Annotated in this window: 19 protein-coding genes; 11 read left to right on the top strand and 8 right to left on the bottom strand. The window is 68.9% G+C overall.

Annotated features, from left to right (window positions below; genetic code table 11):
- The first annotated feature begins 119 nt into the window (after positions 1-119).
- Positions 120-1,127, top strand: coding sequence for a nitric oxide synthase oxygenase (locus EV192_RS03180; protein WP_243726602.1), 1,008 nt, complete (start codon positions 120-122; stop codon positions 1,125-1,127).
- Here EV192_RS03180 and EV192_RS03175 read toward each other — a convergent pair.
- On the bottom strand, positions 1,116-1,949 hold the full coding sequence (locus EV192_RS03175; protein ID WP_132110870.1) for an LLM class F420-dependent oxidoreductase: 834 nt from the start codon (positions 1,947-1,949) through the stop codon (positions 1,116-1,118). The two genes, EV192_RS03180 and EV192_RS03175, sit on opposite strands and share 12 nt — an antisense overlap.
- Positions 1,950-2,003: 54 nt before the next feature.
- Here EV192_RS03175 and EV192_RS03170 point away from each other — a divergent pair, with 54 nt between their 5' ends.
- The 3 genes from EV192_RS03170 (at position 2,004) to EV192_RS03160 (ending at position 4,387) form a co-directional block, all read left to right on the top strand.
- Positions 2,004-2,945, top strand: a complete 942-nt coding sequence (locus tag EV192_RS03170) for an aldo/keto reductase (RefSeq protein WP_132110868.1) — start codon at positions 2,004-2,006, stop codon at positions 2,943-2,945.
- An 80-nt stretch (positions 2,946-3,025) separates the two neighbouring features.
- Positions 3,026-3,910: an SDR family oxidoreductase gene (locus EV192_RS03165; RefSeq protein ID WP_132112939.1), complete on the top strand. Its 885-nt coding sequence runs from the start codon at positions 3,026-3,028 to the stop codon at positions 3,908-3,910.
- A 9-nt stretch (positions 3,911-3,919) separates the two neighbouring features.
- Positions 3,920-4,387: a pyridoxamine 5'-phosphate oxidase family protein gene (locus EV192_RS03160; protein ID WP_132110866.1), complete on the top strand. Its 468-nt coding sequence runs from the start codon at positions 3,920-3,922 to the stop codon at positions 4,385-4,387.
- On the opposite strand, the gene EV192_RS03155 is transcribed toward EV192_RS03160, so the two are convergent.
- Positions 4,381-4,665: a YciI family protein gene (locus tag EV192_RS03155; protein ID WP_132110864.1), complete on the bottom strand. Its 285-nt coding sequence runs from the start codon at positions 4,663-4,665 to the stop codon at positions 4,381-4,383. The two genes, EV192_RS03160 and EV192_RS03155, sit on opposite strands and share 7 nt — an antisense overlap.
- 158 nt (positions 4,666-4,823) lie before the next feature.
- On the opposite strand from EV192_RS03155, the gene EV192_RS03150 reads away from it, so the two are divergent.
- The 4 genes from EV192_RS03150 to EV192_RS03135 all read left to right on the top strand — a co-directional run bounded on the left by EV192_RS03150 (position 4,824) and on the right by EV192_RS03135 (position 7,691).
- Positions 4,824-5,405: a SigE family RNA polymerase sigma factor gene (locus tag EV192_RS03150; protein ID WP_132112937.1), complete on the top strand. Its 582-nt coding sequence runs from the start codon at positions 4,824-4,826 to the stop codon at positions 5,403-5,405.
- 113 nt (positions 5,406-5,518) lie between these two features.
- A complete protein-coding gene (gene nagA, locus EV192_RS03145) occupies positions 5,519-6,664 on the top strand; it encodes an N-acetylglucosamine-6-phosphate deacetylase (RefSeq protein ID WP_132110862.1) in 1,146 nt (381 codons plus the stop codon).
- Between the two features lie 20 nt (positions 6,665-6,684).
- Positions 6,685-6,978, top strand: a complete 294-nt coding sequence (locus EV192_RS03140) for a hypothetical protein (protein WP_132110860.1) — start codon at positions 6,685-6,687, stop codon at positions 6,976-6,978.
- A gap of 35 nt (positions 6,979-7,013) precedes the next feature.
- On the top strand, positions 7,014-7,691 hold the full coding sequence (locus EV192_RS03135) for a DedA family protein (protein ID WP_132112935.1): 678 nt from the start codon (positions 7,014-7,016) through the stop codon (positions 7,689-7,691).
- Here EV192_RS03135 and EV192_RS03130 read toward each other — a convergent pair.
- Positions 7,688-9,073 carry an FAD-binding oxidoreductase gene (locus EV192_RS03130; RefSeq protein ID WP_243726601.1) on the bottom strand — a complete coding sequence of 462 codons (1,386 nt, stop codon included), beginning with the start codon at positions 9,071-9,073 and terminating at the stop codon, positions 7,688-7,690. The two genes, EV192_RS03135 and EV192_RS03130, sit on opposite strands and share 4 nt — an antisense overlap.
- Before the next feature lie 126 nt (positions 9,074-9,199).
- Between EV192_RS03130 and EV192_RS03125 the strand changes: the two genes are divergently transcribed.
- The 3 genes from EV192_RS03125 (at position 9,200) to EV192_RS03115 (ending at position 11,749) form a co-directional block, all read left to right on the top strand.
- Positions 9,200-10,132, top strand: coding sequence for an alpha/beta hydrolase (locus EV192_RS03125; protein ID WP_132110858.1), 933 nt, complete (start codon positions 9,200-9,202; stop codon positions 10,130-10,132).
- Positions 10,133-10,159: 27 nt separating this feature from the next.
- On the top strand, positions 10,160-11,077 hold the full coding sequence (locus tag EV192_RS03120) for an alpha/beta hydrolase (RefSeq protein WP_132110856.1): 918 nt from the start codon (positions 10,160-10,162) through the stop codon (positions 11,075-11,077).
- Between the two features lie 69 nt (positions 11,078-11,146).
- Positions 11,147-11,749: a DedA family protein gene (locus EV192_RS03115; protein ID WP_132112931.1), complete on the top strand. Its 603-nt coding sequence runs from the start codon at positions 11,147-11,149 to the stop codon at positions 11,747-11,749.
- On the opposite strand, the gene EV192_RS03110 is transcribed toward EV192_RS03115, so the two are convergent.
- From EV192_RS03110 to EV192_RS03090, 5 genes are all read right to left on the bottom strand, one after another.
- Complete coding sequence (locus EV192_RS03110; RefSeq protein ID WP_132110854.1) at positions 11,746-12,156, bottom strand: VOC family protein; 411 nt, start codon at positions 12,154-12,156, stop codon at positions 11,746-11,748. The genes EV192_RS03115 and EV192_RS03110 overlap by 4 nt on opposite strands.
- 165 nt (positions 12,157-12,321) lie before the next feature.
- A complete protein-coding gene (locus EV192_RS03105) occupies positions 12,322-12,927 on the bottom strand; it encodes a nucleoside/nucleotide kinase family protein (RefSeq protein ID WP_132110852.1) in 606 nt (201 codons plus the stop codon).
- Positions 12,914-13,720: a PfkB family carbohydrate kinase gene (locus EV192_RS03100; RefSeq protein WP_132112929.1), complete on the bottom strand. Its 807-nt coding sequence runs from the start codon at positions 13,718-13,720 to the stop codon at positions 12,914-12,916. Before EV192_RS03100 ends, EV192_RS03105 begins: the two co-directional genes overlap by 14 nt.
- On the bottom strand, positions 13,720-14,472 hold the full coding sequence (locus tag EV192_RS03095) for an ATP-binding cassette domain-containing protein (RefSeq protein WP_132112927.1): 753 nt from the start codon (positions 14,470-14,472) through the stop codon (positions 13,720-13,722). The genes EV192_RS03100 and EV192_RS03095 overlap by 1 nt, the downstream gene beginning before the upstream one ends.
- A gap of 53 nt (positions 14,473-14,525) precedes the next feature.
- Positions 14,526-15,509 carry an ABC transporter permease gene (locus tag EV192_RS03090; RefSeq protein ID WP_132110850.1) on the bottom strand — a complete coding sequence of 328 codons (984 nt, stop codon included), beginning with the start codon at positions 15,507-15,509 and terminating at the stop codon, positions 14,526-14,528.

Below are 15,509 nucleotides of genomic sequence, written 5' to 3'. Positions count from 1 at the left end.
CGCGGTCAAGCTGCCGAGCGGGTCACCCACGGTGTGCTGGGTCACCCGATCGGCTGGCTTGGCCAGGTGACCCGTCTGGCAGTGTCGGGAGCGTGCGCGCGGGCCGTAGATTTCCGGCCGTGACCGCGCTTTATAACGAAACGATCACCGGCGGATCGGTCACCTTCGCGGCGGCGGAGGACTTCCTGCGGATGTTCCACGACGCGCACCCCGAGGCAGGCGCCCTGCGCCGGCGGCTGGACGTGGTGCGCGCGGAGATCGAGGAGACCGGCACCTACCGGCACACCCACGAGGAACTCTGCTACGGCGCCCGGGTGGCATTGCGGGACAGCGGGTGGTGCACCAGCGGCCTGCCGTGGCGCCGGCTCAAGGTGCGTGACCTCCGTGGCATCCACAAGGCGCACGCCGTGGCCGCGCAGTGCTTCGAGCACCTGCGGCTGGCCACCAACCAGGGCCGGATCCAGCCGCTGGTCACGGTCTTCGCGCCGGACCGGCCGGACCACCCCGGCCCGCGGATCTGGAACGCCCACCTGGTCAGCTACGCCGGCCACCACGACCGGGGCGACGCGCGGAACGCCGAGTTCACCGACTGGGTCACGGCACTCGGCTGGCGACCACCGTCCCCGGCCGGCGCCTTCGACCACCTGCCGCTCGTCGTCAGCGCGGGCACAGCGGATCCGACGTTCGTGAACCTGCCGACGGAGGTCGTCCTCGAGGTGCCGTTGACGCACCCGGACCTGCCGTGGTTCGCGGACCTCGGCTTACGGTGGCCGGCCGTGCCGGTGATCACCAACATGCGGCTGCGCATCGGCGGCGTCGACTATCCCGCCGCGCCGTTCAACACCTGGTTCGTGGGCACGGACATCGGAACCAGGAGCCTCGCCGACGAGTCGGCGTACGCGATGCTCCGGCCGGTCGCCATCCACCTCGGACTGGACACGTCGACCGACCGGACGCTCTGGCGGGACCGCGCCACGCTGGAGCTGAACCGGGCGGTGTTGCACTCGTTCGACACCGCCCGGGTCACCATCACCGACCACTACGCCGAGACCCAGCACCGGCTGGCGTGGCTCAAGTCCCGACGCAACCGCGGCAGCCGCCCCGCGTTCCACAGATCATCGGGGTAGGGCGGCGCCGAGTGCGCGGATGCCGTCCTTGGACAGCGTGAAGTCGCGGGTGATCACCTGGATGTTCACGTGGTCGGCGCCGGCCTCGTGGTGCTCGGCGGCTTTGGCCAGTGCGGCGTCCGCACCGTGCGGGATCAGGGTGTCCACCAGCCGGTCGCTGCCGCCGTCGGCGAAGTCGTCGTCAGTGAAGCCAAGGCGCTTGAAGTTGTTGGTGTAGTTGGGAAGTTGCAGGTAGGTGGCCAGGTACACCCGGGCCGTCGCGCGCGCTTCGGCAAGGTCCGGTTCGAGGGTGACGGCCAGTTCCGGGGCCAGCAGCTTGTCCGGGCCGAGGATCCTCCGTGCCGTCTCGGAATGCTCCGGAGTGGTCAGGTACGGGTGGGCGCCGGCGGAACGGGCCGCCGAGAGCTCCAACACCTTGGGGCCCAAGGCCGCCAACACCCGGCTCGACTCGGGCACACCGGCCGCGTCCAGACCGTCCAGATAGGACACGAGCTTGTCGTACGGCTTCTCGTACTGGGTGTTGAAGAGCTTGTGGCTGGCGCCGATGCCGAGCAGGAACCGGTTCGGGTGTTTCGCGTCGATCCGGCGGAACGCCGCCCCGATCGACGCCGCGTCGTCCTTCCACACGTTCACGATCCCGGTCGCGACCGTGAAGGTCTTCGTCGCGTCCAGCAGGTCCTCGACGATCTTGAGGTCGTCACCGGGCGAACTGCCCAGCCACAACGCCCCGAAGCCGAGTTCTTCCAGCTCCGCGGCGAACTCCTGGTTCCCCGGCCAGAGGTGGAAGCTGCTCCAGATGCCGACCTTGCCGACCTGCGTCATGAGATTTCCTCCCGGACTGTGTGCGTATCCAGCACATAGGGATACGTTCGACGGATGACGAACATTCCCGGAACCGACCTGAATGTGTTCCCGCTCAACCTCGGTGGCAACGTCTTCGGCTGGCGGGCCGACAAGGACGAGTCCTTCGCTGTGCTGGACGCCTATGCCGAAGGCGGCGGTGACTTCGTGGACACCGCCGACTCGTACTCGGCGTGGGCCCCGGGCAACTCGGGCGGTGAGTCCGAGACGATCATCGGCGAGTGGATGGCCGCGCGGGGCAACCGGGACAACGTCGTGGTTGCCACGAAAGTCGGTGCGCACCCGCAGTTCAAGGGCCTCTCGGCCAAGTTCGTGCGGGACGCGGCGGACGCGTCGCTGAAACGGCTGCAGACCGATGTGATCGACCTCTACTGGGCGCATTTCGACGACCTGGACACGCCCGTGGAGGAGACCGTCACCGCGTTCGACGCGCTGGTCAAGGCGGGCAAGGTCCGGTACGTCGGGGCGTCCAACCTCAGCCCGGAGCGGATCACGGCGTCCCTGGAGTTCGCCGACCGCGAGGGCCTCACCCGGTACGTCGCGCTGCAGCCGAAGTACAACCTCGTGGACCGCTCGGACTACGAGACGACCTACGCACCGCTCGCGGCCCGCGAGAACCTCGCCGTGCTCCCGTACTACTCACTGGCCAGGGGGTTCCTTACCGGCAAGTACCGCGGTAATCCCAACGACGGTGAGGGCAGCCCGCGTGCCGGTGCGGCCCGTGCGTACTACGACGACCGCGGCAAGCGCGTCCTGGGAGCGCTCGACGAGATCGCGGCGAAGTACCAGGCGCCGGTCGCGAGTGTCGCGCTCGCGTGGCTTCGAGCGCGGCCTCAGGTCGTCGCGCCCATCGCGAGCGCCAGCAAGGCCGACCAGGTGTCGCCGCTGGTGCGGTCCGCGACGCTGGAGCTGAGCGAGGCGGAGATCAAGCAGCTCACCGACGTCTCTTCTGACTGACGGTAGCTTACTGATAGTAGGTTACGGTACGTTCAGGCCCAGGACGAGGTCGTTCGGGCAAGGAGGCAGCCGTGGGCCGCATGAACGTCAAGGGCAAGGTCGTACTCATCACCGGGGCGGCCCGCGGCATCGGCGCTGGCCTGGCCCGGCGGATGGCCGCACAGGGCGCCAAGGTCGCCCTGGTCGGCCTGGAGCCCGACGAGCTCAAGCGGGTCGCCGCGGAGTGCGGTGCCGACGCCGCGTTCTGGGAGGCGGACGTCACCAGCTGGGACGCGATGGAGAAGGCCGTGGCCGGGGTGGTCGAGCACTTCGGCGGCATCGACGTCGTGGTCGCCAACGCCGGCATCGCGGCCACCGGATTCGCCCGGTCCATCGACCGCAGGGCGTTCGAGCGCGTGATCGAGGTGGATCTCCTCGGCGTGTGGCGCACTGTGCGGGTCTGCCTGCCGCACGTGATCGAGCGCAAGGGCTACGTGCTGATCATCTCGTCGCTCGCGGCCGTCGTGCACATCCCCGGCAACGCCGCGTACAGCGCGGCCAAGGCCGGCGTGGAGGCGTTCGCCAACAGCCTGCGTGCTGAGGTGCAGCATCTCCGGGTGGCCGTTGGGGTCGCGCACCCCACGTGGATCGCGACCGACATGGTCAACAGCGCCGACAAGCATCCCGTGTTCGGTGCGCTGCGAACCAGCACGCCTGGGCTGCTGAGCAAGACGTACCCGCAGTCGCTGGCCGTGGACCTGCTCGACGAAGGCATCGCACGACGGTCCCGCGTGATCCACGTGCCGAGTTGGGTCGGTGTGCTCAAGCTGGTCCGGGCCCTGATCCCGCGGGCCGTGGAACTGGCCAGCCGCCGGTTCATGCCGGCCGCCGACAAGGCCGCGATCGAGGACATCGCCAAGCGCGGCGAGCAGGAGTCGAGCATCGTCGGGCCGGGTGGGCGCGCCGACCTGGAGGCTCGGGGTTAGATCAGCACCATGTCACGGCGCGCGCAGATCAAGATGACACCGGACGAGGTGCGGTCCTACCTGGCCGGCGGGCGGGTGGCGAACGTGGCCACGATCGGCCCGAAGGGCCGGCCGCACATCGTCCCGGTGTTCTACATCCCCGCCGGCGACGGCATCGCCACGTGGACATACGGCAGCTCGCAGAAAGTGGCGAATTTGCGCCGCCTGCCGGAGGCGACCGTGCTGGTCGAGACCGGTGAGGTGTACGAGGAGCTGCGGGGCGTCTCGATGGAGTGCGACGTCGAGATCATCGAAGAAACCGAAGAGATCGTCCGGATCGGCACCGAACTGCTGGTGAAGATGGCCAAGGGGGCGGACGAGGTGGTGACCGCGGCCGCCCAGTTCATCCGCCAGCAGGCCGAGAAACGGGTCGGCCTGGTGTTCCGGCCGACCAAGGTGGTCAGCTGGGACCACACCAAGCTCGGCGGAACCTACTGAGGCAGCCAGGCGCCGAGGGTGATTTTCACCTCGTCGATCCGGCGACCAGCCGATATGCCCTCGGTGGTGTACGGGTCGTCGGCCAGCAACCGGTCCAGTTGGGCGCGGTCGTCGACCTGGTAGATCACGAAACCGCCGTGGTCGTCGGCCCACGGGCCGGCCACCAGGACGTGCCCTTTCTCGACCAGCCCACGCAGGTAGTCGCGGTGTTTCGGGCGCACTTCCAGCAGTTTGTCGCGGTCTTCGACGTACGTGGTGTCCACCGTGAACCAGGCCATGGCCGGGATGTTACCCACGGTGCAGGCGGTGATCGTCGTTGTTCCAGTAAACGGACCCTGTACGTCACGCTGCGGCCCGATAGGCTCACTGCGTGGCAGGTCTTGGTAGAGACGGCGGTGGTCCCCCACAGTCGCAGGGTGTACCGGGCGGGCAGCCGATGTGGCCCGGTCCGCAGCAGAACGCCGAGCGCACGGTGGAGCAGACGCTCAGCCGGCTGCGCGTCCTGGACAGCGGTCCCGCGGCCGAGGTCCCGACTCAGCTGACTCTGGAAGACCTGTACCGAACCCATCGGATGCGGTTGGTCAGGTTGGCGTTGTTGCTGGTGGACGAGCCCGCGACGGCTGAGGACGTGGTGCAGGAGGCGTTCACCGGCCTGCACCGGCACTGGGGCAACCTGCGTGACGGCGCGGCCGCGGTCGGCTACCTGCGGACCGCGGTGGTGAACGGGTCGCGCAGCGTGCTGCGTCGCCGTAAGACCGCGCGGGACTACACGCCGCCACACGCTGTGAACGCGCGGTCCGCGGAGAGCCTGGCCATGCTCACGGCCGAGCATCAGGCCGTCGTTCAGGCGTTGTCGCAGCTTCCGCCCAGGCAGCGCGAGGTGCTCGTGCTGCGGTACTACGGCGGGCTGTCGGAGGCGGAGATCGCTGAGGCCGCGGGCATCTCGAAGGGCACCGTCAAGTCGACCGCGAGCCGCGCTCTCGATGCTTTGCAGAAAATAATGGCCGGCCCCGCCTGATCCTGTTTTGCCCTGTCTGCCTGGGAAATCCGGGCGGATGGCGCGCGCCCGCACGAGTGACGGTGGTCTGTTGGTATAGACCAATGATGGGTTCGTGTCCCATCATCGTGGGCATGACTCACCTGGTGATCTCTGGGGGCAAGGTCGTGACACAGGACGGTGTCCTCGATCCCGGGTGGCTGGAGGTCGAGAACGGGACGATCACCGCGCTCGGCTCAGGCTCCCCAGAACAGTCCGGCGCGGCGGTGACAGATGTGGCCGGCGCCTGGATAGTCCCCGGTTTCGTGGACATCCACTGCCACGGCGGCGGCGGCGAGGCGTTCACCGACACCGACCCGCTCCGCGTCGGCACAGCCGTGGAGGCCCATCGCCGGTACGGCACCACGACCATGCTCGCGTCCCTGGTCTCCCGGCCGGTGCCGGAACTGGTCAACCAGGTCGCCGCCCTGGCCGAAATGGTCCAGGAGGGGCTGCTGGCCGGCATCCACCTGGAGGGCCCGTTCCTGTCCGCCGCCCGGTGCGGCGCGCACGACCCGGCCATCCTGTGCCCGCCGGAGCCGCAGTCGATCCGCAAGCTGCTGGCCGCCGGGCAGGGCGCGGTGAGCATGGTCACGATCGCGCCGGAACTGGAAGGCGCGGTGTACGCGGTGAGCAGCCTGGTGGACTCGGGCGTGATCGCCGCGATCGGGCACACCGACGCCACCGAGGCCAGTGTCCTGCCGGCGATCGACGCGGGCGCGACCGTGGCGACCCACCTGTTCAACGGGATGCGGCCGTTGCACCACCGCGAGCCCGGCCCGATCGGCGTGCTCCTGGACGACCCGCGGATCACCGTCGAACTGATCGTTGACCTCGTGCACGTCCACCCGACGGTGGTGCGGCTGGCCGCCCGGCACGCCGGACCGGGACGGACCGTCCTGATCACGGACGCCATCGCGGCCGCCGGTGTCGGCGACGGCGTCTATGACGTGGGTGGCCTGGAGGTCACGGTCAACGACGGGGTGCCGAGGATCGCTGGCGGCGGCTCGCTGGCCGGCAGCACGCTGACCATGGACGCGGCGTTCCGCAACCTGGTCCACAACTGTGGGCTCACCATTCGGGAGGCGGTGACCGCGACCGCCACCCGGCCGGCGGCCGTCCTCGGCCTGGCCGAGGAGACCGGTGCGCTGAGCGTCGGCCTCGCCGCCGACCTGGTGGTCCTCGACAGCGACCTGCGGCCGACGGCGGTCCTCGCGCGAGGTGAGTGGGTCAAGGGCTGATCCCCGGGTACCGTTTGGCCGTGGCCAAGGAGAAGGACCCGGAGGAGCTGCTGGCCCAGGCGTTGCGGGCACAGGCGGCGCACGCGCCGCCACCGTACGAGGACCGGCCGGTCGCGCCCGGGGTGAGCCCCGGGTTCGGGTTGCTGTCCGGCAGCGACCACGGGTTGGCCGAGCGGATCGAGACGCTGGCCGAGGAGCCGGTGCCGTACGTCGTCGGCGAACGGCAGCGGTTCGGCGTCGGCCTGGTTCTGCTGCTGGCGTTGGTACTCGGGCTCGCGGCCGGGGCCGTCGTCGGTCTGATTACTGTCCTCTAACCTGCCTTCTGTACGGTTGTGGCGTGACGAACACCATGTCGATCTTGCCGCAGTGGTTGGACGCCACGTATCTGCTCGACGCCCTCGGTGGATACCTCTTCGTGGCGATCTGCCTGATCGTGTTCGCCGAATGCGGCCTGCTCGTGGGGTTCTTCCTGCCGGGCGACTCGCTGCTGTTCGTCGGCGGGCTGGCGGTCGCCCGCGGCTCCATCTCCGAACCGCTGTGGCTGGTGGCGGTGGTTCTCACGGTGTGCGCGTTCGCCGGGAACGCGAGCGGGTACTGGATCGGCCGGGCCGTCGGCCCGAAGTTGTTCAACAAACGGGACTCCAAGCTGTTCAAGCGGGAGTACGTGGACAAGACACACGAGTTCTTCGAGAAGTACGGCCCGCGCGCGATCATCCTGGCCCGGTTCGTGCCGATCGTGCGGACGTTCATCACCGCGTTCGCCGGCGTCGGCAAGATGGATCCGAAGCGGTACTTCACCTACTCGGCCATCGGCGGCGTGCTGTGGGCGGCCGGGATCGTGGTGCTCGGCTTCTACCTGGGCCAGGTCGAGTTCGTGGCCAAGCACATCGAGCTGATCCTGGTACTGGTCGTGCTCCTGTCGGTGATCCCGATCGTGTTCGAGTTCGTCAAGGCGCGCAGGGAGAAGAAGGCCGCGGCGGCCACCGCGGCCGAGACCACCCAGGTCATCGAGCGGATCGAGCGCTAGAACATCGAGCCGGGGTTGAAGAGGTTCCCCGGGTCCAGGGCTGTTTTGATCTCCCGGTGGACGCGCATGCCGACCGGGCCGATCTCCTTGGCCAGCCAGTCCCGTTTGATCTTGCCGATGCCGTGTTCGCCGGTGACCGTGCCGCCGAGGGACAGGCCGATCGCGAGGATGTCGTCGAACGCCTTGCGGGCGCGGGCGAACTCCTCCGGTGAGTTGGCGTCGTAGACGATCGTCGGGTGCATGTTGCCGTCGCCGGCGTGCCCGACCACGGCGATCCGCAGGCCGCACTCGGCGCTGACCCGTTCGCAGCCGCTGATCAGTTCGGCGATCCGGGTCCGTGGGACGCACACGTCGTCGGTCAGCCAGGTGCCGTAGATCTCCAACGCGGTCAGCACAGCTCGCCTGGCCTGCAACAGCATCTGGCCTTCGGCCAGGTCGTGCGTGGTGTACGCGAGGTCCGCGCCGGCGCTCTGGCAGACCTGTTCGATCACTTCCAGCTCGTGCCGCGCGGCCTCGCCGCCCGCGTCCGACTGGCACAGCAGCAGGGCCGCGCATCCCTTGCCGGCGCCCAGTTCCGTCTTCAGGTACTCCTCGACGGCCTGGATCGACGAGGCGTCCATGATCTCCATCAGGGACGGCACAAGGCCTTCGCGAACGATCTGGGCCACCGCGGCGCCCGCGGCCTCGGTGGAGGAGAACGCGGCGATGGTCGTGCCCGGTGCTTGCGGCAACGGCTTCAACGCCACTGTGATCTCGGTGATCACGCCGAGCGTGCCTTCGCTGCCGATGAAGAGCTTCGTCAGGTCGTAGCCGGCGACGCCCTTGACGGTCCGCCGCCCGGTGCGTAACACCTCGCCGTCCGCGAGCACGACTTCAAGGCCCAGCACGGAATCCGTGGTCACGCCGTACTTCACGCAGCAGAGCCCGCCAGCGTTGGTGGACACGTTCCCACCCATCGTGCACCAGTCGTAACTCGACGGGTCCGGCGGATAGAACAGGCCGTGCTTCTCCACCGCGCCACGGAACTCCAGGTTGATCACGCCGGGTTGGACCACCGCGAGCCGGTTGTCCGGGTCGATCTCGACGATCTCGTTCATCCGGGAGGTCACCAGCACGACGCATCCGTCGATCGCGTTCGCCGCACCGGACAGCCCGCTGCCGGCGCCCCGCGGCACAATCGGCACACCCGCTTCCGCACAGGCGCGCACGACCGTCTGCACCTGCGCGGTGTTCGCCGGGAAGACCACGACCTGGGGGCTGCCGGCCGGGGCGAGCGGCATCATGTCCCGCTGGTAGCTGCTCATCACGTCCGGGTCGGTGACCACCGAGTCCGCGCCGAGTTCCGTTCGCAGCCGCTCTGCCAGCCCCGTCGTCGCCGTCACAGCGACACCGTATCCCCTAGTCACACCCCTTAAAAGACTTTTGACGGGCAGCGGAACACCTGGTCGGTGATCTACAGTGAGAGAAGTCACGTCAAGGGAGACGAGACCGTCGGGGAGGCGATCGCCATGGCTGTTGAGCTACCTGCTACCCCCAGCGTGGCCAGTCGCCTGTTGGCCCGGTTGATGGCGGCCAGCCTGCGCACGCTGGGCGGCGTGGTCAAGCCGGGCAGCACACCGTTGCGGATCGTGCGTGAGGCGTTCGACGCGATCGGCCGGACCCCGTTGCCATTGGGCACGAAGATCAAGAAGACCGAGGACGGCGACCTGTGGATCGCGGCGAAGGACGCGGCCGAGGACGGCGTGCTGCTCTACCTGCACGGCGGCGGGTTCGTGTGCGGATCGCCCAGGACCCACCGGCAGCTCGCGGCCCGGATCTCCGCGTCGACCGGCCTGCCGGTGCTGCTGCTGGACTACCGGCTGGCGCCGGAGCACCCCTTTCCGGCCGCCGCTGAGGACGCCCTGGCGGCCTATCGCCGGCTGCTGGGGTCCTACGCCCCGGAACGGATTGTGGTCGGTGGTGACTCCGCTGGCGGCCATCTGACGGCCTGTCTGCTCGCGGACATCGCGCGGGAACGGCTGCCGATGCCGGGCGCCGCGATCATGTTGTCGCCGTTCCTTGACCTGACCGGCAGCGAACTCGCGGACCGGGACGCGGCGTTCCGGGATCCGTTCGTGCCGCCGGAGTACGCGCTGTGGTGCGGAAAGGCGTACGCGGGCCCGACGCTGCTCACGCATCACCGTCTGGACGTGCTGACAGTGCGCAAGCACGGCTGGCCGCCTGTGCTGATCCAGGTCGGCGACACCGAGTGCCTGCTGGGTGACTCCGAACGGATGGCCCGGTCGCTGCGGCGCGCCGGCGGCTACTGCGACCTGCAGGTATGGCCTGGCCAGGTGCACGTGTTCCACTGGTTCGCGCCACTGCTGCCCGAGGCGAACGCGGCGATCAAGCAGATCGGCGAGTTCGTGCGCGCGGTTTCCGGCCAGACCGTGGCCGCGTAACGGGTATCCGGTCGTAGATTCGTGACCATGAACGTCCCCGAGACGGCCAGCGCGCAGAGCGTGCGTCTTGAGCAGTTCTTCGCCGCGCGCGTCCGCCCCGCCGCTGACCGGTGGGCGCCGAGTGGTGTCCGGTTGCTGGCGATCAGGCAGTTCCTGGACAGTGCGGGGCTGCGCCGGCCGCCGCGTGGGACCAGGATGTGGCCCGCGCGGTACGGGAACGTTCGCGGCGTGTGGGTGTCGGCCGCGGGCGCGTCGATCGCCAACGGAATGATCCTGCACCTGCACGGCGGCGGATTCACGTTCGGTTCGTCCCGGTCGCACCGGGGCCTGGCGTGGTCGATGTCCCGCCGGACCGGGCGACCGGTTTTCCTGCCGGATTACCGAAAAGCACCGGAACACCGTTTCCCGGCCGCCGCGGACGACTGTCTTGCGGTGTACCGGACGCTGCTCGACCGGGGTGTTCCGGCGGACCGGATCGTGCTGTCCGGGGATTCCGCCGGCGGCCACCTCACCGCGTGCCTGCTCGGCGACGTGAACCGCCGGGGATTGCCGATGCCGAGCCACGCCGTGTTCTTCTCGCCGTGGTTGGACCTGAGCGGTGCGTTGTCCGCGCACCGGGACACCGTGCGCCGTGATCCATTTCTGGCACCGCGGGGAATCGCCGCCTGCCGGGACGCCTACCTGGGCGAACGGAACCCACGAGAGGAACGGCTCGCGGTGCTCGAAGCGGACAAGAAAGGGTGGCCGCCGACCTTGATCCAAGTCGGTGACACCGAGTGTCTAATTGACGACTCGCGGCAGTTGGCCGCTTCCCTCCAGGCCGCGGAAATACGGCACGAGCTGCAGGAATGGCCTGGTCAGATCCACGTGTTCCAGGCATTCGGAAACGTCATTCCGGAAGCCCGGCAAGCGGTTCGTTACGTAGCCGATTTCGTGCGGTCTTGAGCTGCGCCTTTTCTCACGTACCCTGCAGAAGTGGATCTGCTGGGCTGGTTAGGCGCGAACGGGCCGTTCATGGTCTGGCTCATCGTGCTCAGCTTCGTGTTCCTGGAATGCGCCTTCGTGATCGGCTTGTTCCTGCCGGGCGACTCGCTGTTGTTCACCGCCGGCCTCGTCCTCGCCCAACAGGGCACGCACGACGTCCAGGCATGGGCGATGTCCGTCGCCGCCACGATCGTGGCCGTCGTGGGCAACCAGCTCGGCTACCACATCGGCAAACGCGCGGGCCCGTCACTGACCGGCCGGCTGGGTGGCCGGATGCTCAACGAGGAACGGCTGGCGCGGGCGCGGGACTTCCTTGACCGGCGCGGTTTCTGGGCGATCGTGCTGGCCCGGTGGATCCCGTGGATCCGGACGCTCGCGCCGATGATCGCCGGCGCGGCCGGCATGGACGCCCGCCGTTACCTGGCCGCCACCACGACCGGCGCGATCTGCTGGGTGCCGACCCTGGTCCTGCTCGGCTACTACGGCGCCGGAGTGCTCGAGCAGTTCCCCTGGCTGATGACCACCGTGATGGTGATCGGCATCGCCTTCTTCGTCGTCGGCACGGCCTGGGGCATCTGGCGCTACCGCCAGGAGATGCGCAAACCCGCGCACCTGGTGTCCGTCGCCGACTAGGGCTTCTCCGCCCACAGCACGATCTGGATGCCGTCAGGGTCGCGCAGGGCGACCACGGACGTCCCACGCGCGCTCAACTCCTCGGTGATCGGGGAGAAGGTCACGCCGTGTTCCGTCAGGCGCTCGGTCCACTCGCGCAGGCAATCCTCGTCGGGCACGGCGAACGACACATGGTCCAGACCTGGGCGCTTCTCGTCGAACAGCGAGCCGGCCGCGAAGGGATGCTGGACGAGCGTGAGCGCGAAGCCCTCGCCCGGCCCGCGCAGGAACGCCTTGCGGACACCGACCGCGTCCTCGTCCTGCTTGCCGACCACTGTGAATCCCAGCACACGTTCGTACCAGGGGATACTGCGCTCCACGTCAGTCACGGTCAGCGCGATGTGGTGCACCCCGCTCAACGTGGGCATCTCGTTCCGTCCTTTCGGGCGACCGTGTTTGTTCAAGAAGGTAAGGACCGCTGTGTTGATCAAAACCGGGTACGGTCACCTCCGCCATAGTGCCGCAACTAGGCGCCGCACCCGCGAACCGTGAGCACGCTGTTATCGGACGTTCCACAGCACGAGACCGGATGGCTACCCCGATAGCACGAGATCAGCGCGTTCTGCCGTCGCGTTGATCACGGTGGCGTTCCGTTCGTCGGACCCGAACGCGCGGTCCCGGGATTCCTGGTGTGACCGGCCATACAGTTCGTGCCGGGCGATCAGCCGGCGATGCCGCTCGTCCTCGCCGGGCCGGAGGAACCAGATCTCGTCCAGCAGGTCCCGCACCTGCCCCCAGGGATCTTCGGGCACGAGTAGGTAGTTACCCTCGGTGACGACCAGCGGTGTGTCCGGGAACACGGGGATCGCGCCGGCGATCGGTTCCTCGATCTCCCGGCGGAACTCCGGCGCGTAGACGACGCCGGTCTGATCTCGCAGGCGCCGCAACAGGTTCACGTATCCGGACGCGTCGAATGTGTCCGGTGCGCCTTTGCGTTCGGCGCGCCCCAGGCGGTCCAGTTCGGCCTGTGCCAGGTGGAACCCGTCCATCCCGACATAGACCGCCCGGTCGCCGAGCGCCGCCACCAGGCGGGCCGCCAGGGTGGACTTGCCGGCGCCGGGCGCGCCGCAGATGCCGAGCATGCCGCGCCGGCCGTCCGCCAACGCGGCCGCGCGGGCGACCAGGTCAGCGAAGTCCATGGCGCCAGCTCGCTCCTTCGTGCCGCACCCGCGTCCCGGCCACCTGGTTCGCGTACTCGATCAGCGCAGGCATGTCCGCAGCTTCCGGCACCCGACCCAGCCGCGCCACCCCCAACGCCAGCGCACCGTGCCACACATCCCCAGCGCCGGACGTGTCTACAGCGTACACATGAGGCACGTCCACCGCGCCTTCGTCGGACCCCACCCGCCAGCGCACCGGATCGGGCCCGGCGGTCCAGGTGACCACCGGGCAGTCGACCTCCTCGCGGAACGCCGACGAACACGCGCAGACGTCCACATGCGGCAGCAGGTCCGGGAACACCGGTTTCCAGCTGCCGGCGTCCAACACGACCGGTCCGTTCGCCTCCCGCGCCGCGTTCAACGCCAACTCCGGGTGATGGCCGTCCAGCAGCACAGTGTCCACATCGGACATATCAATCCACGCGGCCGCGTCCACTCCGGCCGCGTTGTGCGACACGACCGTCCGTTCGCCATCGGACTGACGGACCGAAACCGCGCTCACCGCAGGCGGTTCAGCACGTTCCGGCATGACATCGACGATCTCGACCCCGTACTTCTGCAAGTCCTGTCGTGCCAACGCGGCGAGTGGGTGCGCACCAAGGACGGTCACCAGACGAACCCGCCCGCCCAACGCGGCGATGGTGATGGCGGCGTTGGCGGCCGGACCGCCTGCCACCAACTCCACCGACGTGGACTGGACTTTCTGACCGGGCACCGGCAGCTCGTCCACCCGCTGCACGAGGTCGACGGTGCACAGGCCGACGGCGAGGATCAACGGTCGAGCCCGGTGTGCACGGCCTGGGCGACCTCTTCGACCTCGCCGTCCGCGCCGATCCGCAGCGCGCCGGTGAGCAGGCCGACGACCTGGTTCATGGTGTGCGTCCGCGGCGACACCACCGCGACCCGTTTGCCCAGCCGGTGGACGTGCACCCGGTCGGCGATCTCGAAGACGTGCGGCATGTTGTGGCTGATCAGCACCACCGGCAGGCCCCGGTCGCGAATCCGGCCGATCAGTTCGAGCACCTTCGCGGACTCCGCGACACCCAGCGCGGCCGTGGGCTCGTCCATGATCACCACGCGGGTGCCGAACGCCGCCGCGCGGGCCACCGCGACCGCCTGCCGCTGCCCGCCCGACAACGTCTCCACCGGCTGGGCCATGGACTTGATACCGATGCCCAGTTCGTCGAGCACGCGCTGCGCCTCGGCCCGCATCCCGCGCGAGTCCAGCAGCCGCAACGCCGTCCCCAGGAACCCCGGCCGGCGCCTTTCCCGCCCCATGAACATGTTCGTCGCGATGTCCTGCGCCGGCGCCAACGCCAGGTCCTGGTAGACCGTCTCGATGCCGTACTTGCGGGCGTCCAGCGGGCTGTGGAAACGGACCGGGCTGCCGTCGACGAGGATCTGGCCCTCGTCCGGGATCACCGCGCCGGACAGGGCTTTGATGAGCGTCGACTTGCCGGCGCCGTTGTCGCCGACGACCGCCAGCACCTCACCCGCTTCGAGGTCGAAGTCCGCGCCGTCCATGGCCGTGACGCGGCCGTACCGCTTGACCAGGCCGATGCCCTGCAGAACCGGAGTCACCGCTGCCTCCCTCGGGACAGCCGGTCCAGGCCGGCCGCGACGATGATCAGCACGCCGGTCGCCACGTCCTGGTACAGCTGGTCGATGCCGGCCTGGGTAAGGCCCGACCGCAGCACCGCGACGATAAGCGCGCCCACGAGCGTGCCCATCACGCTGCCGCGTCCGCCGAACAGGCTCGTGCCGCCGATCACGACCGCGGTGATCGAGTCCAGGTTGCCGGTCTGGAAGGCGTTCGGGTCGGCGTTCGGCACCCGCCCGAGTGCCTGCCACGCCGCGATTCCGTAGATCACGCCGGCGATGACGTACACGCCGAGCAGGCTGCGCCGGACCTGGATACCGGACAGGCGCGCGGCTTCCGGGTCGTTGCCGACCGCGTACACGTGCTTGCCCCAGGCGGTTCTGGTCAGCCCGTACCACACCGCCAGATACATGATCAGCATGAGCCACATGCCGTTGCTGATCTCGATCTGTCCGAAAAGGTACTGCGACTGGCCGAGGAAGCCGAGCGTGCCGTCGGTGACCGGGAAGCTCTGGCCGGCCGCGTAGATCCGGCCGACCGCGGTCACGATCGTGAGCATGCCGAGCGTGACGATGAACGGCGGCAACCGGAATCCGGTCACCACGCTGCCCGTCACCGCGCCGAGCACGGCCGCCACGAAGATGCCGGCGATCAACGTGACGATGCCCGGGGTGTGGTGCAGGAGCGTGAACTTGGCCATGATCAGCGTGCCGAGCACCATGATCGACGCGTTCGCCAGGTCGATGCCGGCGGTCAGGATCACCAGCGTCTGGCCGAGCGCGAGGGTGCCGATCACCAGCGCCTGCTTCACGACCAGCGACAGGTTGTCCACGTTGAAGAACGTGCTCGTGGTCACCGAGAAGATCACGACCGCGACGAGGAGCGCGATCACCGGCCCCACGGCCGGGGTGCGCAGCATGTACTCGCTGAGCGAACCCCGGCGCTCCTTCAGGGTGGCCAT

Source organism: Actinocrispum wychmicini (assembly GCF_004345645.1).
GTDB lineage: Bacteria > Actinomycetota > Actinomycetes > Mycobacteriales > Pseudonocardiaceae > Kibdelosporangium > Kibdelosporangium wychmicini.
The sequence above is the reverse complement of the archived record's forward strand: the minus strand, read 5'-3'. Positions and strand labels throughout refer to the sequence as shown.